The following is a 19465-nucleotide window of genomic DNA, read 5'->3' on the forward strand; positions in this document are numbered from 1 at the left end:
GTCCGAGTGATCCACGTATTTGTTGGGGTAATACAATTAATAAATAGTAATCACAATGGCCTTCATGTAAGGCCATTTTTGTCTATATGCACTTTACATTGTTAATAGTGAAGGTTTATTACTCAAATTCGAGGTAGAATATCTAAGTTATTGAATATGAATATGTGGACGAGACAATGAAGCGGTTTTTATTGGGATTATTAAGTTTATCAACCATGGTTTTAGTGGGTTGTGGTGGCAGCTCTGAATCCGGTCAAGAAAATACCAATAATGATGGCAAAGTTACTTATTCAGTCTCTGTAGATATTAATAGTAATGGCAGCGTAGATAAAAATTCAGCTCAAGTAAAAGCTGGCGAGACAGTAACATTTGAGATTACCCCCGATGAAGGATTAGTGATTGATACTGTTTCTGGCTGCAGCGGAAGCTTATCGGGAACTACATATACAACTGGTGCAATTAATGAAAACTGTGTTGTAAAAGCCAGTTTTAAACTAAGGCCTCTGCTGGTTTCGACGAATGTAACAGAGGGGGGCACTATCTCCCCCGGCTCTGCTGAAGTGATTCAAAATAGAATTCAAAGCTTTCAAGTTTCCCCTAATGAAGATCAGTTAGTTGAATCGGTAAGTGGCTGCGGTGGCGAATTAAGAGATAATAATGTGTATGTCACCGGACCTATCATTGGAAACTGTGAAATTAAGGTGGTATTCAAGCCAAAACTGGTGCTTGCAGAGATCATACAAGATCCGGCTTTATTGGCATGTACACAAGCCTCCGGTTATAAGTATGCAACCGATATTGCCGAGCTTGCTTGTGATAGTGAGGTGACATCTTTAGATGTATTACCATCACTGCCAAATCTGACAACTTTGAGGCTTGTAAATAGCCAAGTTCAGCAACTTGATGCTTCAAAAAATCCAGCCCTGACAAGTATTTCACTCGTCAACACGCCAATCACAAGTATAGATTTACAGGCGAATAATCAGCTCACAGCCCTTCACATTGAAAATAGTCTACTCTCACAAATTGATATCAGCGCTAACATAGCGCTTAGTGAGCTGGCTGTTACCAATACATCACTGAACAGCATTGATGTTACAAATAACTCTGCATTGAAAAAAATGGTGCTGACAGCGAATCAGCTCACAGAGCTAGATATCTCGAACAACACAAATCTCATTGAGCTTAGAGTGGAAGACAACCAACTTACGAAGCTTAATGTGAGTACGGCGCCTTTACTACAAGACTTACGATTGGATGATAATAAACTGGCAAGTTTAGATATCTCCAACAATATTGCACTCGAAGCATTAAGAGCATCGAACAACCAGATTCAAGCAATTGATACGAAGGCAAACCCTGCATTGTCAGTTTTAAGCCTAGGAAGAAACTTAATCTCATCAATAGATGTATCAAAAAACTTAGCATTAACGGATTTAAGGTTGTTTGGGAATCATCTGACGACGCTTGATATCTCAAAAAATACGCAATTAACGCGTTTAAGTTTGTATGAAAACCAACTAAAAGAACTTGATATTGCTAATAATTTGAATCTAGTCGAGCTAAGTGTAGGTAGTAACCAACTAAGCGATATTGATATAAGCCAGCATACACAGTTAGTGTCTCTTAAACTGTATAGAAATAACTTTTCTCAAGTTAATATTGCGAATAATCTTGCTTTAAAAACGCTGAATTTGGGTGGAAATACACTAGGTTCAATTGATGTCTCTAAGCATACTGATCTAGAAGAACTGAGTTTGTATGAAACAGGCCTAAGTGACATTGATATTTCTAACAACCTTGTTCTAAAAGCACTCAATTTAGGTGGAAATGACTTAGGCAATATTGATGTTTCAAAACATGTTTTACTTGAAGAGTTAAACCTTTATGAGACTAATTTAACCAGTATTGATGTGTCAAAGAATACTTCATTAACAGAGCTTAGTTTGTATTCAACAAGCGACAGTAATACACCTAATGATTTGAAAGAGCTCAATTTGGCTAATAATAGCAAATTAATAGCCTTGAGTTTGGGCGGTAACAAGAATTTATCTAACTTAGATTTGAGCGTAAATACCGAACTTGAATCATTAAAACTCTACAGCATGGGTCTTACTGAAGTTAATCTCTCAAGGCATGAAAAGTTAAAGGAGCTTAACTTAAACTTCAATGATTTAATTGATATAGATTTGTCTTTACAAACGTCATTATTGGAACTTTTATTGACTAATAATCAGTTATCAAAAATAGACTTATCGAGCAATGTTGCGCTAGAAAAGTTATATCTAGAGGGTAATAACTTAATCGAAATTGACTTGAGTAATAATACAAAGCTTAAAACTGAGAATATAAAGTTAGATGCTGGTGTAACGTGCAAAGGAGATGTTTGCCCAAATCTTGGAGAATAAAGCATAAATGACGTATGCTTTAGGTGAGTAATATGGAGGTTATATGGAAGCGAGTTTAAGGCATACGTTATTGAACCATGAATACTTCACGGTACGTGGAGTGTATCAGGACTTTTTAGAAATCATCGTTGCTTTAAGTGGCAGTCAGATTGGTTATTTTCATTTATATGATGAAGCGACTAAAACGCTGCGTTTAAATATTTGGTCTAAAAGTGTTTTGGAGTTTTGCTCAGCCTCTACCGACTCTCATTACCCGCTAGAAAAAGCAGGCATTTGGGCTGATGCTATTCGTTTAAAAAAAGCTATTTTTCATAATGACTATCCAAACTTAAAACACAAAAACGACCTGCCAGAAGGACATTTTCCGTTACAAAATCATGCTGCATTTCCAATATTTGAAGGTCAAAATGTTATTGGCGTATTGGGTATAGGCAATCACCCTGACGGATACACTGAAAAAGTAATAACAAGCTTAGAAGCAAAAATTACTGAGTTATGCACTATTGCATGCGAAAAAATAGAAGGTATAAAAAGACGAGAAAAACTCTTAGAAGAGGAGTTTTTAAAATATAGTCCACATCAAATTTTGCTAGAAATGCTCAAAGCAATTACCCATAGCCTTGAGATGCGAGACCCTTACACTGCTTATCATCAAAAGCATGTTGCTTATATTTGCTCAGAAATTGCGACCAAGCTTGCTCTGCCCGAAAAGCAAAGAATGGGACTTTATATAGGCGCATTAATTCACGATATTGGTAAATCAAATATCCCCAGTGTTATTTTAACTAAACCCTCTAAGCTCATTCCTGAAGAGTTGGCCCTTTTAAGAACGCATACTAGTAATGGTGTTGAGATGTTTAGGGAGTGCCATTTCCCATGGCCTATTCAAGATATGATAGGTCAGCATCACGAACGACTTGATGGCAGTGGCTACCCTAAAGGACTTACTGAAAATCAAATTTGTTTAGAAGCAAAAATTATCGCAGTGGCCGATACTTTTGATGCAATGGCAAATGATAGACCTTATCGCAAGGCCCTAGGAGCGCAAGCGGCTATTAAAGTGCTTAAAGAGGGGCGAGGCACTGTGTACGACCCCTATGTGGTTGATGCCTTTATGGCGTGTTACGAACAAGATCCAACCTTTGCGGGTATTTACGACTAGGCCTGCCGGTTGTGTTGGTAGGTATAATCTTGAAAGAAGACTAGGTTACTAAAAAGAGACTAGTTGTTAAATTAAACAGCCAATCTAAAATTAGTCTAAAGCAATAACAGGTATAAAAAATGGCTTTAGACAAACACCCAATGTGGAAAGCACCACAGCATCACATGGACAGTGACCATCAACATGATCATGTTCATTGGATTGAGTTATTTTATGACTTAATCCATGTGGTCATTATATTCTTGCTCGGTAATTACTTGAGCGACCATTTAAATCCCGGTGGTTTTGCAGTTTTTACAGGTGTATTTATTGCAGTCTGGTTTGCTTGGGCAGACTCCAGTGTTTTCAACTCTCTCTATGTCAGCACTGACATCAAACACCGTTTTATTATGAGTAGCCAAATTGTCACCGCTATGATCATGGCGGCTTCTATTCCCAATATTCATGAAAAGGGGTGGGTGTACTTTGCTCTTGCCTACTCAGCAAACCGCTTTATAACTGCTTATTTATATTATCGAACCGATAGATTGGGGATTGAAGAAACTGTATTGGCAAATAAAGTCAGTAAAAACTTTGCGGCTTTGGCGGTTCTTTTTACCGTAAGTGCGATTATTCCAGCACCTTACAACTACCTTTTATTTGCTCTTGGCATAATCAGCATTCAACTTTTGTACATGCTACCAAAAATAGGTGTTTTAGAATGCAGTCGCTTTTTACCTCGCCTCGGCCATATGTCAGAGCGATTCGCGTTACTTGTTTTAATTGTACTTGGTGAAGGCTTTTTTAAGTTGGTGATCACTTTATCTGAGAAAGGCATTTATAAAGTGAGTTCGGATGTTTTAGTTAACTTCATTTTTGGTGGGATCTCTGTATTTGTTTTATGTTGGATTTATTTTGATTTTGTTGGAAATGGTAAGCCTAAGAATACAAAAAAGTGGACGCTCGTAAGCTGGTGGCTGGCTCATTTACTGGTTATGTTAGCGGCTGTAATGATAGGTGTTGCTTTATCGGGAGAGGTTAAAGTAGGGTTTTGGGAACCTTATCCACTTAAGTATGCAACGATCGGGTGTATAGGCTTGACTGTTTATTTGCTCAGTTTACTATGGATACAAAAGAATATTGAGTATCGGGTCGCACATCGATTTGCAACAGCCAAAATTCGATTCTTAGGCGTTTTTTTAGCGCTGTTAACATTGGTCATAGTTCCATTTGTACCTTCATTTATTGGCAATTTGTTATGGGGCAGTGCACTGTTTTCGCAAATCGCCATCCCTGTCACAAAAGCTTATTTCACTTTTCAAAAAGAAGAGGCGTCTGGGCCCTAATAATAAAAATGACAAAGGCTGCTAATTTCGTTAGGGTTTTTAGCTGAAACTTTATAAAAATAAGAATATTAGTTTGCAGATCAGAAGACTTAACACTATACGCGCGCTTGCGGCCATCATTGTATTAATTACTCATTTTAGTGATAAAACCGACTGGTTGGGTGGCATTTTAGGAGGGCGAGCTGGGCAGTACGGCGTAATGCTGTTTTTTATGTTAAGTGGGTTTTTAATGGCGTATTTGTATGCCGACAAGTTATTTAATACGGTCAAGATTAAAGCATATTTAATGGCGCGTGTTGCCCGAGTTTTACCTTTGTATTTGTTAGTGGTGCTGGTGTCATTTGGCACGCTACAGCTTGGGTTTCAAAGCTTATATGACATCCCTGATAGCAGTGCTTTGCTCTCACATTTGTTGTTTTTAAAAGGCGACAGTGTACTTTGGACTATTGCTCCTGAGATTCATTTTTATCTACTTTTTGTTCTTCTTTGGGGCATTGCACGGTGGCGTTTTGGCTATGTGCATTTACTGGTTTTCACTTGTTTAATCGGACTGTTTTTATTTAACTTTCCAAGGCCAATTGGGCAATTATTTGAGCTTGCTTATGATCTGCATATTTTTAGAAGTCTGCCATACTTTTTAGTTGGAGTGCTATTTGGCTTACATTACGACAAAGCCCATATTCCTGACTATTTAAAAAGCCATGGTTTTGTTTTGATGCTCGGCGGTATTGTCTTGTTATATCCTGATTTAAGCCCTGTAAGATTTAATAGTGTGTATCGCATGTGGCTCAGCTATGAGGTGTTACTGATGATGTCGACTATTTTCTTTGCGCTGGTGTATTTAGTGCCCGATAAAAATGTGATTTTAGAAAACAAACTCGGCGACTTTCTTGGCAAAATTTCGTTCTCTTTATACTTGCTGCATATGCCTATATTGACGCAAGTAGTTAAGTTAGAGGTATCAATATTAATGCAGTTGTGGCTATTTATTGGTTTATCTGTGTTGGCGGCGACGCTCAGCTATTTGTTATTTGAAAGGCCAGTTTCGAAGTTTCTTAAGAGTCTTTAGGATCGGTAGCACCGACTTTATGTCGGGTTACTTTAGAGGTTAAAAAACAAAACGGGGCACATGGCCCCGTTTTATTATTCGCTTAATTATGAATTAGAATGTAGCGCGGTAGCGTACACCAAATTCACTTGCATCATTGCTCTTGATAACAAGTAGGTAGTCACCTGTGTTTAAGCGCGCATCATCATAACGCTCATCAAAGATGTTACGACCGTATAGTGATACGTCCCAGTTTGCGTTTGCAGGCGCGTAAGAGATATCGAAGTTTACTGTTGTACGGCTTTCAACTTGTGTCATGCGAAGTGGATCTGAGCTTGGCTCACCGTACATGCTGTCACGGAAAGATACATCAAAGCGGCTTGTTACTGTCGCGTTGTTTTCAAGTTCAAACGTGTATGACGGGCTAAGTGAAGCTGTCCACTCTGGTGTAAGTGGTGCAACTGGCTTCACGCCATTTTGCTCTTCAACGTCTACGTCCATAAAGCCAAAGCTTGAGTGAAGCGTAAAGTTGTCAGTTACGTAATACGTGCTTTCAAATTCAACACCGCGAGACGTTTGCTCAACGATCAGGTTATTCGTATCAAAACCTGTCTCAGTTGACGTGTTCACTTGGTAAGGTAGGTCGTCATATTCTGTGTTGAAGAATGCCACACTCATGCTGAAATCATCTGTTAACTGGCCTTTGAAACCTGTTTCGTAGTTGATTGCACTGATGTTATCACTCGCCATAAATGCGTTGTTTGCACGTACAATTGCCGCAGCTTCCGGGTTATCAAAACCACCTGCACCGAAGAATTGACCGATTAAGAAGTAAGGACGCGCAGGGTACTGACCTGATTGGTAACCAGTTTGCACTGTACCGTACCAGTTTAAGCCGTTTTCAAACGTGTAGTTTGCAGCAACTTCATAAGACACTTCGTCCCATTCGCGGCTTGAGTAAATTGTACCTACTGGGTCAAATACGTTTGTTGACGCTGATTTTTCATCTTCTGTGTAACGCACACCGCCAGATAGACGTAAGTCGTCAGTTGCATCGTAACCCACGTTTACGAATACAGCGCGGCTTGTCGTTTCTTGGTCAAGCTCAAGCTTAGTTGGGCCGCCATTGAACTGTGCTTCAGTGTCGCTTTGACGGTTGCTACCTTCTTCGTTAAACCAGTAAACGCCCGTTACAAAGTCAACTGAACCTAAGTAGCCTGTTAATTGTAGTTCAACAGAAGTTTGATCAGCTGTACCACGCTCTGGGTAATGGTCTAGTTTTACTGCCGTACCGTCGTCATCAAGACCTGCTTTGTATTCTGATGAACGCTTAGAGAAGATGAACTTAGTACCTAGGTCAGCGTTGATGTCGTATTCAGCCGTTAAAGAAATGCCGTTTGCTTTATTTGAAACAGTTGCAGTTTCGATTGTGCTAGTTGCATTGTCATATGGATCAGCTGCAACGTCAGCGTTTGTTAAACCGCTTTGCGCTAAACGACCATTTGGTAGTTCGTCAATTAAGGTTGTAAATGGACGCGTACCGCCTTCACCATCGTTTGCATCAGCTGTGAATACCAAACGTAAGTCTTCGCTTGCATTGTATTTTACAGATAGACGACCGTGGAACTCTTGGTTTTCGCCCACATCGTATTCGGCATTTGGTAAGTTAATGAACTCACCTAAACCACCGCGACGGTTAAAGCCCATGTTGAAGTTAAACGCTAAATCTTCAGTCACTGCTTGGTTAGTGAAGATGCTGCCTTTTAAGCGACCACGAGTACCCACTTCAGCACTTACTTTAGTAACTGCTGCTTGATCTGGCTGTTTAGTGATGATGTTGATTGCACCACCGATTGAGTTACGACCGTAAAGTGTGCCCTGAGGACCACGTAATACTTCGATACGTTCGATATTTGCTAGGTTCCAGTTTTGACCTACTTGACGACCTAAGTAAACGCCGTCAACGTAAACACTGACGCCTGGATCTGTAGTGATAAGGTGATCTTGCAGACCAATACCACGGATGAACGGGTTCGCAGATGAGTTGTGGCCCGCTGAGAAGCCAGTGATATTTAAGTTAGGAACAAACTTGCCTACATCAGTGATGTCAGAAATACCTTGTGAATCAAGGTCATCACCTGAGAATGCACTCATCGCAATTGGCACTTCATAAATAACTTGCGAACGTTTAGTTGCTGTTACTGTGATTGCTTCGATTTTTTTGTCTTCAGCTTTGGCTTCGTCAGCCATTACCGAAGTTGAAGAGAAGCTGGTCAGTGCAAAGGCCATCGCCGCAGCGATAGGAGATAAATTGCGTACAGGGGTGCTCATATTTATTCCTCAAGAAACTGTGTTTTAAATCTCGTGTGTGTTGGTTTCTTGCGAGGTGACTCGCCAACCTAGTGGAATAACAGAGAAATGAGACTTTAATTTATAAAACACGCGCGCACAAAAACGCCATCACCTTAAAAGGGCGATCGCTTCCATGACAAATGATTTTTTATAAAATGAAGGTCAGCATCATGCTGCTATTCGGTTGGGCGGGCATTATAGAGGAAAGAGTAATAATTCTGCAATAATAAATTAGATTTTATTCTCCAAACTAAGAGACTGGTTAAATAATTAAGTTGTTTTTGTGGCTAAATTAGAAATTTTTGTACCTTAAATTAATATAAGTTAATGGTTTTATAAAAATCGCAAAAACTCGCATTAACAAACACTTTATGAATTAATAGGTTTTGTGAAAACAAACAACACTTAAAACAACAAGGGCTCCTGATGAAACTCACCTCAATTGCGCTAAGCATTTTCGCTGTTACAGCGAGTATGTCAGCATTAGCTGAAGACTTAATTATTCATGCCGACGCGGCACTCGATGTTAAAACAGGCAAGCTTATCAAGCCAGTTACGCTCGTGGTTGATGACAATAAAATCTCAGAAATTAAAAGTGGTCACTCTAAAGTATCGGGTGACTATAAACTTATTGAATTACCCGGGCATACATTATTACCAGGGTTATTCGATATGCATGTTCACTTAACCAGCGACGCTCAAGTTCATGGCTATAAACGCTTACAACGCACTTCGCAACGTGCTGCAATTACGGGTGTTCGTAATGCAAAACGTACTTTAGAGGCCGGTTTTACCTCTGTACGTAACTTAGGTGCTGTGGGTTATTCAGATATTGCATTAAAACAAGCAATTTATGATGGTGATGTGCCAGGGCCGCGTATTTTTGCCTCAGGCCCATCGCTGGGTGTAACTGGTGGGCATTGTGATAATAACTTACTGACCCATGAACATGCTGTAACAGCTAAAGGGGTTGCTGATGGCCCTTGGGCGGTGCGTGCCAAAGTACGTGAAAACATTAAATTTGGTGCCGATGTGATTAAGTATTGTGCGACCGGTGGGGTACTTTCAAAAGGCACTAAAGTGGGTGCCCAGCAATATACTCAAGAAGAAATGGACGCCATTGTTTCAGAGGCACATTTACGTGGTTTGACCGTTGCAGCCCATGCTCATGGAACTGAGGGCATAAAATCAGCCATCAAAGCGGGTGTTGATTCAGTTGAACATGTGAGCTTTTTAGATGACGAAGCCATCAAGCTTGCGAAAAAGCATGGCACTTATTTCTCAATGGATATTTACAACACCGAGTATATTTTAGGTGAAGGCGAGAAAGCCGGTATTTTAGAGGAAAGCTTAAACAAAGAGCGTGTTGTAGGTGCTAGGCAGCGTGCGAGTTTTGGTAAAGCAGTTAAAGCGGGCGTAAAAATGGTGTTTGGCTCAGACGCGGGGGTTTATCCTCATGGCGACAATGGTAAGCAGTTTAGCCGTATGGTGAAATTTGGTATGACCGAGCTGCAAGCTTTACAAGCGGCGACCATCACGCCAGCCACCTTGCTAAAACAAGAGCAAAAGCTAGGTTCACTAGAAGTTGGCAAGTATGCGGATTTTATCGCCGTTAAAGGTAACCCGTTAGAGAATATTTCAGTGATGGAGCAAGTCAGCTTTGTCGTAAAAGACGGCGAAATTGAAGTCGATAAAAGATAACGGATATACATTTTAAGCTTCATCTTTAGAGTCAAGGGTGAAGCTTAAACTCTAAATTTAACATATGTTTACAATTTACTCGCAACAGTCATCACAAAGTTATTTAAGATATTACAAGATTTTTAAAGGGAGATTCTTGTGATTATTCGATGTTTGGCTTTTCTTGTGCCTTTGAGCCTGATGAGTTTTATGACTTTGGCTGAAGAAATGAAAAAAGATCCTGAATATCAACTGAGTAAAGCCGCTTATTTCTTAAACTCTAACCCCCAAAAGACCACTCAGCTGTTAAATCAAATTTCTATCGCAGACCTAGAAAAAGATGATGATTACATTAAATATTATCATCTAAGCATTTTGGCAGCTTTAAGGCTGCATAATCTAGCGACAGTTGAAAAGTCATTCTCATCCATTTTTTTAAACGTTGAGCGCAAAGCTTTTCATGAAAATCGCTTTAGTATTCTCTACAGTTTGAGTGTCTGGCTAAGAATGAAAAGCCTTTATGGGTCTTCTGAAAAAGCTTTGCTATGTGCATTAAAAGGTGCGAATTCAGAGTCTGAACAAATGAGAGGGTACAATGCGCTAGGTATTCTTACTAGGCATGAAGGAAAACACAAATTAGCTGAGCAGTACTTCAAAAAAACACTAAAAATAGCAAAAAGTATTGATAATAAAAAAGCGGTTGCCATAACGAATAATAACTTAGGTGTGATGTCTCTTGAGTCGGAAGATATTAAGCAATCAAGCGCTTTTTTTAAACGAGCATATAGTGCTTACCAAATGAGTGACTATGAAAGTGGAAAAATGAACTCAGGCATTAACTTATTATTCTCATTAGTTATTTTGGGTGACAAAAGTACTTATGACAGAATATATAATAATGTTGAAGAACTTGTTCAAAAGTATGATAGTAAGACGAAAAATGCCTATTTTGAGTGGGTTAAAGCTTTTGCAATGGTTAAATTTGCAAAGCAAAGTCTAACAGCAGAGCAACTTAGAGAATTACAAGCAAGCTTTCTTCAAATTGATGAAATTGGATTGCAAAAACTACTAAAAAAATATGCAGCTAAACCAATCAATGTTGATGTTGAACTAATTCATGGATCAGTATCCGAAACAAAATCATTGGCCATTGAAACAAGGCCATGGCTAAAAAAAGCCATTGAATGTAATTTTTAGCCTATATCTGGTTACTTTGGCTTAAAACTCATACTCCAGTGCAAATCTGAGAGTATGATCTTTTCCTGAATGTGAAATTTCACTGATAAAACCCGCTTCCCACTTCAGTTGTTTTTGCCCTTCGAAGCGGTAAGTGCCCATAAAGCCTGGGCCAATACCGACAAAGTCTTCGCCTAAATAGATTTCGATTGAAGGTTGGAGCACGCTCATATAACGGTATCTAAATTTGGCTCTGAATTCGGTTTCAAACTCGTTATCTATGCTGTTACCCCATTCATAAATTAAAAAGGCATTTAATGTGGCACTGAGCTTACCAAACTCCTTTTCAACGGCGATGCCAGAAGTGGCTTCAAAGTTATCTTCGCCATTGTGCTTTTCGAATTCAAAAATAGCCCCCCAGTCGGCACTGTATTGGCCTTGCTCTGTGAGCATCCAGCGCATTTCGATCTCGTAGCCGGTAACGCCAAAGTTATCATCTTGGTCACGCTCGCCAATCACATAGAGCTCCAACATCTTGTTTTCAGCAAATGACTGACCATACCCAAAGCGTTGACCTAGGCGATTTTTATTTTCGGTTTGGCTCGACATAATGCGCCATTCAAACTCCTTTTCGTTGGCCAGCACATAGGGGTGATAGACTTTATCGACGACCAAACCATCGGCATGCGCAAAAGGTGTAAACCAAGTGGCAGCCAGTAGTAGTAAAAAACCGAGCAATGATTTATTCATCGTGCTGGCTCCTCAGTAACATGTGCTTTGTGTTTGCTAAACGCACTAAAACACAAAGCAATAACAATTAGATAAAACAAAGCAAAGCCGCTGGTGGGCGCTGCTTCAAAGCCAAATAAGGCGCTGAGTAAATGACCGTACTCTGATTTGTCAGCGACGATATGGGAAATATCGAACAAGGTTTCTCCCGCACCGAGTACATCGACTTGCGCAAGGTTATCGCTAATTTGTGCGCTATGTCCTGCGACAAAGCTGGCAAATGCGAGCGAGTTAATGAATAGGCCAAATCGGCTGCTAAGTTCGTTTAAAAAGAACGACCAAAGCACCGCAAAGCTGAGCGAAATACCAAAACCGACACACCCTGCAACCAACAGAATTTGCAATGAGCCATGTCCTTGCCATGCAGTTAAAAAGTACACGTAAAAGCTCGCAAGTTTTAAAATTGCAAAGCTGCACAAGGCAATGGTTAAACTAAGCATAAGCCACTTTTTAAAGTGTGCGGCAACGAGCAATGCCAATATGCTCAGTAGCAGTAGGACACTTTGACTGAGCTCTAAGCCAATACCATCGAACCATTCACTGATGTTTGCAGAGCTGGCGACGAAGGCGAACATGCCCAGTAAAGCACCGACTGACAATACGCCTAACTGTTTTAGGGAATACTGCAGTGCAAAGGTGTTTTGTACATAAGTGAATAAAATAAAAATTGGCAATAAGTCGCGCAAAAAGATAATTACGGTATTAATGAACATCGCTTGGCTCCTTCACAACCACAAACCCTCTGGCAGAGTCGGGGTTAAATTCGCCAAAAAATTCGTATTCACCGGGCTTCAAAGGGCCGACAAAAATCACGGCTTTGCGATTCGGAAACAAGACTTTTTCGCGGTTTAAGTCGAAGCTATCAAATTCTTCTGCGGTCGTATCGCGATTGAGTATGATCAATTTAACTTTTTTATTGGCGGGCAGCTCGATGCGCTCGGGCACAAAAATATGATCTTTCAGTTCAATATAAAACTCTTCAAGCTTGGCAACACTCGAAAAGCTACATAGCAGTAATAAACTCAGCCAAAGTGGGCGTAAACTCATATTTTCGCTCCTTGGCTAGCTTGCTCGGGTTTTGCGACCGGTAAGTAAATGGTGACGCCTAAACCCCCAAGAGCACTTTGGGCGATTTTGAGCTCGCCATTTAATAGCATGACAATGTGTTGCACTATGGCTAAGCCGAGCCCTGAGCCTTTTGCTTGATGTTTATTGGTGTCGTCACGATAAAACGGTGTGGTCAGTTTAGCAAGTGTCTCGGGTTTTACGCCTGGGCCTGAGTCGCTCACTTCGATGCCAATAAATCCGCTAGGTGCAGCAACGGTTTGCATCATAATGGTTTGCCCTTTGCCCGCATATTTAATGGCATTTTTTAAAAGATTGTCGAATAGGGTGGTAAGAGCAAATTGCTCCCCAAACACAGTAATATTATCGGCATTGAGGCTAATATCTTGCTCGTTGTCGGCGATTTGCTCGTAGCGTTGACCAATCAACTCTTGCAACAGGGCAGTTAAGTCAACGGTCGTTAAACTCTGTTCAAAATGCTCAGGCGTGTAACGCGATAGTGCAATGATTTGCTCAACCACTTGCGCCATTCTGGCAACTTGGGCTTTGAGTTCGAGCAGTTGTGACTCGCTAATATGTGTCGTTTTGATCTGCTGTAACAAGTTATGGCTGGTGATGGTAAGCACGCTAATGGGGGTACGAAGCTCGTGGGCGATATTGGCGGTTAAGCGTTTTTCGCGGTCAAAGGCGCTATCTAGGCGCGCCATGAGATCATTGACTTTGTCTGTCACCAATTGCAGCTCTTGCGGCACTTGCTCGGTGTTAAGAGGGCTTAAATCACGGTGACTTTTTTGTTTGAGTGCCATGCCTAAATCGGCAACGGGTTGCACGCTTTTTTGAATAATATAAAAAATAAATAAGCCAATGACGGGAATGGTTAAGACAATGGGCAAGATGCTACTTAGCAATAAGTTTTCAGAGGCGTCGATGCGCTGTTGAATTGGCTCGGCAACAAGCACCGAGTACGCATCATTGTGTTTTTCATATAAACGCCAGCGTTGCCCCCAAAATCCTGCTTCGTAAAATTGGCTCGCTTCTGAGCGCTTAAGCTGTGGCTTATCAAAGTGTTGCGACTGGCTTTGCTTAGCATGAGCTTGAAAAGGGCGAGGTAAACGTTTGGCTGCTTTTATTAAAGCTTGGCTTTGTACTAAACGACCATCAGCGTAACGAATTTGAAAAACATGCTGGTTGTCTTCAATGGGCGATTTGTTGTGTGTTAAGGCAACCAATGTGTGGGTAAATTGTGCCAATTGATTATCAAAAATGCGCTCAAGCTCACGGTCGCTTTGCTGATAACTCTGCAAGGCGGCGAAAAAAGTCGCCAATACAACCATGGCGAGAATGAGCTTGAGTAACTGTTTTTGAATAGACATCAATTTTTAATTATATAACCCACACCACGAATGGTTTTAATAAAGTCTTTGGGGACGCGTTTGCGCAAGTTACTGATGTAAACCTCAATGGTGTTTGAGCTAACATCTTCACCCCAATTATAAAGCTTTTCTTCGAGACTCGACTTTGACTGAATACGATTTAAATTTTCCATCAGTGCGCGCAGCACCATGTATTCTTTGCGCGATAAGCTGACTTCGTTGCCATCAACAATAAGTTGGTTGTTTTGCGTATTTAACACCACATTATTGACCACGATATTGGTTTGCGTATTGGTACCATTGCGGCGCTCTAACACCCGCAAACGCGCCATAAGCTCTGCAACATCAAAAGGTTTGGCGAGGTAATCATCGGCGCCTTGGTCGAGGCCTGTGACTTTACTGTTAATATCATTGCGTGCGGTAAGAATAAGCACAGGTAATGTGGCATTGTGCGCCTTGAGCTTAGTAAGTACTTCAAGGCCATCGAGATCGGGCAAGCCTAAATCAAGGATCACTAATTGGTAATCAATGCGAGCAGCTGACTCAATGCCGAGTTTGCCAAGCGCCACCCAGTCGACCGCATAACCTTGGGTTTCTAGAGAGGTTTTCAGGCCTCTTGCGAGAGGCCCATCATCTTCAATTAAGAGTAATCGCATTTAGCGTTTCTTTTTGTTTAATTTTTTATCGACTTTCGCCATCAGCATATCGATTTCATGGTGTCTGAACTCGTCCGCCACAGGTCGCATTGGACGAGCAGGGGCTTGTTTGGCGCGCTCTAAATACAATTTTGCTTGTTTGTATTTTCTTTCATCATAGAGGTATTCACCGTAAAAGTAATTAGGATCAATACCTTGTGGGTTTAATTCTAGCGCCTTTTGTAGCAACTCGCCTGCTTTATCATCATCGCCAAAGCCAATCGGCCAACCGGGCACTTTGTGAAATAGGGTGCCTAAGCTGGTATAGGCTGAGCCAGATAGTGCATTTGGGTTTATTTTAAGGGCTTGCTCGAATGCGTCTTTGGCATTTTCAGCATGCTTTAAAGCACCTAAGCCGCCTTTTGCTCCAGCATAACTTGATTGCACGATACCATACCAGATCAGCGCATCGGCATTATTTGGCTCTGCCGCTTTAAAGGCTTCGGTATCCTTAATTAACGCTTTGTAGGCGTCAAGTTGGGCGTCATCTTCAAGTTGGTAGTTAACATGTGCCCATTGCTTTTGAATGGCGTTTAAGCTGTTTTCTTGGGCGTTTACAACGCTTGTTTGCAGGCTTAATGCAGAACAAAATAGTGTCGCTACTGATAATTTACAGAATAAGTTCATGATAGTTTCTCCAAACTAGGTTGAAAGAAGGTTTTAATTTTTTTCAGTTTTTTGCCAAGTGCATTATCAACGACTTCCGGTAGTGCGCCGTTTAATCGTACAAATAAGCGCTCGGGCCAGCCCAAGGTTAAGCGGCGTTTATTTGAGTTAATCAGTGTTATTAAGGCTTTAGCGACCACTTCAGGCTCATCGACTTGATTGCCAAGAGCGCTGTTCATGTCGTTGACTTGTTGCGAGTTAATCGCGGTTTTTGTGGCGCGAGGCGCAAGGTATTTAATGCGTTTATTTGAGCCTGAATATTCCCGCGCTAAGGCTTCTGTAAAGCCGCGCAGGGCAAACTTACTGGCGCAATAATTCACATAACCCGGATGCCCAATTGCACCTAGGGCCGAGCCGACATTTACCAAAGTTAATGGGCGTTGTTTGGCTTGTTGTAGTAGTAATTGATTAAGTGCCATCACAGCAGTTACATTGACATTAAAAATATGTTCAATGTCTTGATAGCTGCCCTCTACAAAGGCGCCAAATTGTGATGTGCCCGCACAGTTGACCACTAAATCGAGCTCGCCTAATTGCGAGCAGAATGACAATAAATCGTGTCGAGCGCTTTGCTCGGTTAAATCGGCACTAAAGATATAGTGCTCGCCGGGTAATTGATTACTCAAAGCGGTGAGCTTTCTGGTATCTCTGGCCGTTAAAATGAGCGTGTAGCCTTGGGAGGCAAGCTCTAAGGCAATGGCTTCGCCTATGCCTCCGCTGGCACCACTTAGCAAACACAAAGGGTGTGTTGTACTCATGCAGCAGCTCCTTGTTTTGGTAGGTCTAATGCTCTAAACATGTTGCCATACAGCACGTAAAAACGTTTTGCACTGCGAATAATGGCTTGCTGCTGTTTTGGGCAGTCAATTTTATTCATTAAGTTTTCGAAAAACTTCACATGCTCTTGGTCCAGTGAGCCATGCGAGCGTAAGTAGCTAAATGCAGCATTCGGTAAATTTAGGGTTTCTTTAATTTTTGCAGCGGCCATATCGGCGATTGTGACACTGGTGCCTTCTAGCACATGTACCATGCCGAAGAAGGCCACGGGCTCGATACGAGTAATTAAATCGTAGGCGTAAGAAACCATTAGCTCAGTTTGCAGTAAAGGCTCAGATTGACGAGTTGCTTCTTTGTCAAAACCGCAAGCAGCAATGTCGTTTAAAATCCATTCTTGATGACCCAGCTCTTCTTCAATGTATTCAGCAACGGCTTCACGCAGCCACTCTTGTTGCTCAGTGAGTTTGCCACCAAGGGTCATCAGTAAAGGCACTGTGTGTTTTACGTGATGATAGGCCTCGGTTAAAAAGTTCACATAGTCGTTTAGTTCAATATCACCTTCAAAACAGCGGGCAATAATTGGAGAACCCAGTAAGTAAGCGCGTTCTTGTTCTGTTTCTAAAACCAGTTGTTTAAAAAAGCTCATAAGTATTCTCCTAAGCAAGCTTTGCAGTTGCATCCAATTGCGGATGAGCAAAGTGGGCTGCTTGATTAAAATAAGTGTCTAAATGTTGTTTAAATGCGTGCTCAATAGCGGGGCGAATAAATTTGCCGTTGGCTGTGGTGCAGCCATTGATGTCGCTGATTGGGCTCGAAAGCACAAAGATGTGTGCGATTTGTGCGTAATCGGGCAGTTGTTGATTCACCAGTGCCAAACAGCCTTGCAATTGCTCGTCGTTCAGTGGCGCAAACGGATACGCCACTGCAGTCAGTGCCGGATAGCCGTCGCCGAGTACCACAACTTGCATAAATGCGCCTGTGGCATCGAGCAGTGACTCAGGCCATTCGGGTGAAATGTTTCTGCCAAAGGCGTTAATAATGAGGTTTTTACGACGACCAGATAGTTGTAGCGAATTACCGATAATCTCGCCCAGATCGCCAGTTGCGAAACGTGTTGGATACCAAGACTCTGGCTCACCGAGATATCCTAAGAATAAGTTGCTGTGAATAATCACTTCGCCGTTTTCAATGCTCACTTTGCTGTGCGCAAGTAGTTCGCCCGCAGCATTATTGCCCTCAATAATGTGCGTATTGAGGGCAACTACAGAGCCTGCCTCAGACAAGCCGTAGCCTTGATAAACCGGTAGGCCAAGGGCGTGAGCTTGCGAAATTAATTGCCCATCCACTTTCGCGCCGCCAGCAGCAATAAAAGTTAGGCTGCTTGGTGCTTGCCAACCTTGCTTACTTGCGGTTACCAGCAGTTTTAGCAACTCAGGCACCAAAATTATGGTATTAGGTTGAGTGCTTGAAATAGCGGTCAGTAATGCGTGTGGATTGATAAGTTTACTGCCTTTAAAGCCTCTTTGTTCGTCGCTGGCAATGACCACAGTACCGCCACTGAGCAGCACGGCATAAATGCCCGCAATATTCTCAAGCAAGGTGCTAAAGGGCAGTAAACATAAGTGTTTAGCTTTATTGTTGTTGCTCGAATTATTGAGCGTAGTAGCAGTATTAATGGTGGTCGCTAAACTTTGTGCCACATTAAGTTGATTTTCTTTACTTAAACACACGCCTTTAGGAGAGCCTGTTGAACCCGACGTAAAAGTGATTTTTTGCGTGCCTGTTGGGCAGTTGATCTCACCCTCAGTTTCTATCGACAACACATTTAAATCGTACGCAAAAGGCTTACTCTGGAGTGCAGCCTCGTCGGTGAGTAAATGCTTAATTTGACTCGATTCGAACAAATGTTGTTTTTGTAGCTCGGTAAAAAAGTCGGGCACAGGCACAATTAATCTATCACTACAATGGGCTGCTAAATCCGCAATCAACCAAGCTAAACTATTACTACTTTGCAGTGCAAAGGCATTAATTTTGGCGCTATCTAGCTGGCGGCTAAAGGCAATAATGTGACTGACCAGCTCTGCATAAGTCAAACTTTGCTCAGGCGCTATCACGGCAATGTCATTGGCAGGGTGTGCACGCAGCGCAGTTAAAAGCGAACCAAAAGGCGTGTTTGAAGTGGCGTTTAACATAGTGCTTCCTTAGAGATTTGCGCAGCCAGTTTGTTGATTGAAGGGCTGATCAGTTTGAACATTTGCGCGTATTTCGGAGTGTTACTGACCACATGGGCGACCTGCGGCAAGCTCAATAAGTACACTTGCGGCTTGGTATCGTAATAACGACCCCAGTCATTGTTTGAGGTTGCAAGCTTGCTTGGATCGGCTTTGGCTAAATGAGTTAAGGTTAAGCCATAGCCTTTTAAGATATTGGCAACGCCTTGGGTGGCGCAAAACGCCAAGGCTGTTACGCCGCTTTTCATTAACGCTAGGGTGCTTAACATGAAAAGAGGGGTCGCAAGCTTATGACCATTGCTGTACAAGCTGCCGTATTCGACGATTTTACTTCTGTCGTTAAAAGCAAAATATTGCTGCGTATAGTCTTCTATTGGCTTATCAAGATACTGTTCGATAAATAGCGGTGAGTTAGCACTGCGAACGCCCATAGCGGCATGCTTTGATAAAAAGCTTAAGCGCAGAATGTAGGGCATAGAGACTTTGATTGAGGCATCAAAGCGGTCTTTATATCCAGCTTCAATAAACTCACACACTTGTGGAGCCGAGCCATCATTACGTAGCAGTTGATAGCGAGGCAAAAACGCCGTAGCGGTTTTATAAAATTCAATGCTCTTAGCTAACATGGCAAAACTCTCTTGATTTGGAATAGTTTGATCCTAAATCTCGAACCTTAAGAAAAACTTAAATTTCTTAAGGAAGCGTAAACTGTCTTTTA

At 41.6% G+C, this 19465-nt stretch carries 17 protein-coding genes; 6 read left to right on the forward strand and 11 right to left on the reverse strand.

Going from position 1 to position 19465, the window contains the following annotated elements:
* The first annotated feature begins 176 nt into the window (after positions 1-176).
* From ACH784_RS06030 to ACH784_RS06045, 4 genes are all read left to right on the forward strand, one after another.
* Entirely contained in the window at positions 177-2408 is a 2232-nt protein-coding gene (locus ACH784_RS06030; protein WP_404394156.1) for a hypothetical protein, read from the forward strand.
* 43 nt (positions 2409-2451) lie between these two features.
* Positions 2452-3570 (forward strand): HD domain-containing phosphohydrolase, encoded by a 1119-nt coding sequence (locus ACH784_RS06035; RefSeq protein WP_404394159.1) that lies wholly within the window; start codon positions 2452-2454, stop codon positions 3568-3570.
* A gap of 119 nt (positions 3571-3689) precedes the next feature.
* Complete coding sequence (locus ACH784_RS06040; RefSeq protein WP_404394160.1) at positions 3690-4895, forward strand: low temperature requirement protein A; 1206 nt, start codon at positions 3690-3692, stop codon at positions 4893-4895.
* 73 nt (positions 4896-4968) lie between these two features.
* Entirely contained in the window at positions 4969-5964 is a 996-nt protein-coding gene (locus ACH784_RS06045) for an acyltransferase family protein (RefSeq protein WP_404394163.1), read from the forward strand.
* A gap of 93 nt (positions 5965-6057) precedes the next feature.
* Here ACH784_RS06045 and ACH784_RS06050 read toward each other — a convergent pair whose 3' ends face one another.
* Positions 6058-8274: a TonB-dependent receptor gene (locus ACH784_RS06050; RefSeq protein ID WP_404394165.1), complete on the reverse strand. Its 2217-nt coding sequence runs from the start codon at positions 8272-8274 to the stop codon at positions 6058-6060.
* Positions 8275-8769: 495 nt separating this feature from the next.
* On the opposite strand from ACH784_RS06050, the gene ACH784_RS06055 reads away from it, so the two are divergent.
* Together ACH784_RS06055 and ACH784_RS06060 are read left to right on the forward strand one after the other, a co-directional pair.
* Positions 8770-9996 carry an amidohydrolase family protein gene (locus tag ACH784_RS06055; RefSeq protein ID WP_404395206.1) on the forward strand — a complete coding sequence of 409 codons (1227 nt, stop codon included), beginning with the start codon at positions 8770-8772 and terminating at the stop codon, positions 9994-9996.
* A 138-nt stretch (positions 9997-10134) separates the two neighbouring features.
* On the forward strand, positions 10135-11172 hold the full coding sequence (locus ACH784_RS06060; RefSeq protein ID WP_404394168.1) for a tetratricopeptide repeat protein: 1038 nt from the start codon (positions 10135-10137) through the stop codon (positions 11170-11172).
* A gap of 21 nt (positions 11173-11193) precedes the next feature.
* Here the strand turns inward: ACH784_RS06060 and ACH784_RS06065 are convergent, their stop codons facing one another.
* Genes ACH784_RS06065 through ACH784_RS06110 form a run of 10 tightly spaced genes read right to left on the reverse strand, consistent with a single transcriptional unit; the run spans position 11194 to position 19373 of the window.
* A complete protein-coding gene (locus ACH784_RS06065) occupies positions 11194-11901 on the reverse strand; it encodes a hypothetical protein (RefSeq protein ID WP_404394169.1) in 708 nt (235 codons plus the stop codon).
* Positions 11898-12653 carry a hypothetical protein gene (locus ACH784_RS06070; protein WP_404394171.1) on the reverse strand — a complete coding sequence of 252 codons (756 nt, stop codon included), beginning with the start codon at positions 12651-12653 and terminating at the stop codon, positions 11898-11900. Before ACH784_RS06070 ends, ACH784_RS06065 begins: the two co-directional genes overlap by 4 nt.
* Positions 12643-12987, reverse strand: coding sequence for a cupredoxin domain-containing protein (locus ACH784_RS06075; protein WP_138481058.1), 345 nt, complete (start codon positions 12985-12987; stop codon positions 12643-12645). Before ACH784_RS06075 ends, ACH784_RS06070 begins: the two co-directional genes overlap by 11 nt.
* Positions 12984-14378: a sensor histidine kinase gene (locus ACH784_RS06080; RefSeq protein WP_404394174.1), complete on the reverse strand. Its 1395-nt coding sequence runs from the start codon at positions 14376-14378 to the stop codon at positions 12984-12986. Before ACH784_RS06080 ends, ACH784_RS06075 begins: the two co-directional genes overlap by 4 nt.
* Positions 14378-15034 carry a response regulator gene (locus ACH784_RS06085; protein WP_404394177.1) on the reverse strand — a complete coding sequence of 219 codons (657 nt, stop codon included), beginning with the start codon at positions 15032-15034 and terminating at the stop codon, positions 14378-14380. The genes ACH784_RS06080 and ACH784_RS06085 overlap by 1 nt, the downstream gene beginning before the upstream one ends.
* Positions 15035-15700, reverse strand: a complete 666-nt coding sequence (locus tag ACH784_RS06090) for a hypothetical protein (RefSeq protein ID WP_404394178.1) — start codon at positions 15698-15700, stop codon at positions 15035-15037.
* Entirely contained in the window at positions 15697-16497 is an 801-nt protein-coding gene (locus ACH784_RS06095; protein ID WP_404394181.1) for an SDR family oxidoreductase, read from the reverse strand. The genes ACH784_RS06090 and ACH784_RS06095 overlap by 4 nt, the downstream gene beginning before the upstream one ends.
* On the reverse strand, positions 16494-17162 hold the full coding sequence (locus tag ACH784_RS06100; protein ID WP_404394183.1) for a TenA family transcriptional regulator: 669 nt from the start codon (positions 17160-17162) through the stop codon (positions 16494-16496). Before ACH784_RS06100 ends, ACH784_RS06095 begins: the two co-directional genes overlap by 4 nt.
* A gap of 10 nt (positions 17163-17172) precedes the next feature.
* Positions 17173-18708: an AMP-binding protein gene (locus ACH784_RS06105; protein WP_404394185.1), complete on the reverse strand. Its 1536-nt coding sequence runs from the start codon at positions 18706-18708 to the stop codon at positions 17173-17175.
* The gene (locus ACH784_RS06110; protein ID WP_404394188.1) at positions 18702-19373 is read right to left on the reverse strand and encodes a thermostable hemolysin; all 672 of its coding nucleotides are present in this window, start codon (positions 19371-19373) and stop codon (positions 18702-18704) included. Before ACH784_RS06110 ends, ACH784_RS06105 begins: the two co-directional genes overlap by 7 nt.
* Between the last annotated feature and the right edge of the window lie 92 nt (positions 19374-19465).

Origin of the sequence: Pseudoalteromonas phenolica, assembly GCF_044788725.1 — a bacterium.
GTDB classification, from domain to species: Bacteria; Pseudomonadota; Gammaproteobacteria; order Enterobacterales; family Alteromonadaceae; genus Pseudoalteromonas; species Pseudoalteromonas phenolica_C.

Bases quoted from the DNA above. Each gene is read 5' to 3' on its own strand.
- ACH784_RS06030 (WP_404394156.1), top strand. From the start codon at position 177: ATGAAGCGGTTTTTATTGGGATTATTAAGTTTATCAACCATGGTTTTA.
- ACH784_RS06080 (WP_404394174.1), bottom strand. From the start codon at position 14,378: ATGTCTATTCAAAAACAGTTACTCAAGCTCATTCTCGCCATGGTTGTA.
- ACH784_RS06095 (WP_404394181.1), bottom strand. From the start codon at position 16,497: ATGAGTACAACACACCCTTTGTGTTTGCTAAGTGGTGCCAGCGGAGGC.
- ACH784_RS06075 (WP_138481058.1), bottom strand. From the start codon at position 12,987: ATGAGTTTACGCCCACTTTGGCTGAGTTTATTACTGCTATGTAGCTTT.
- ACH784_RS06050 (WP_404394165.1), bottom strand. From the start codon at position 8,274: ATGAGCACCCCTGTACGCAATTTATCTCCTATCGCTGCGGCGATGGCC.
- ACH784_RS06100 (WP_404394183.1), bottom strand. From the start codon at position 17,162: ATGAGCTTTTTTAAACAACTGGTTTTAGAAACAGAACAAGAACGCGCT.
- ACH784_RS06110 (WP_404394188.1), bottom strand. From the start codon at position 19,373: ATGTTAGCTAAGAGCATTGAATTTTATAAAACCGCTACGGCGTTTTTG.
- ACH784_RS06090 (WP_404394178.1), bottom strand. From the start codon at position 15,700: ATGAACTTATTCTGTAAATTATCAGTAGCGACACTATTTTGTTCTGCA.
- ACH784_RS06070 (WP_404394171.1), bottom strand. From the start codon at position 12,653: ATGTTCATTAATACCGTAATTATCTTTTTGCGCGACTTATTGCCAATT.
- ACH784_RS06085 (WP_404394177.1), bottom strand. From the start codon at position 15,034: ATGCGATTACTCTTAATTGAAGATGATGGGCCTCTCGCAAGAGGCCTG.
- ACH784_RS06040 (WP_404394160.1), top strand. From the start codon at position 3,690: ATGGCTTTAGACAAACACCCAATGTGGAAAGCACCACAGCATCACATG.
- ACH784_RS06035 (WP_404394159.1), top strand. From the start codon at position 2,452: ATGGAAGCGAGTTTAAGGCATACGTTATTGAACCATGAATACTTCACG.
- ACH784_RS06065 (WP_404394169.1), bottom strand. From the start codon at position 11,901: ATGAATAAATCATTGCTCGGTTTTTTACTACTACTGGCTGCCACTTGG.
- ACH784_RS06055 (WP_404395206.1), top strand. From the start codon at position 8,770: ATGTCAGCATTAGCTGAAGACTTAATTATTCATGCCGACGCGGCACTC.
- ACH784_RS06105 (WP_404394185.1), bottom strand. From the start codon at position 18,708: ATGTTAAACGCCACTTCAAACACGCCTTTTGGTTCGCTTTTAACTGCG.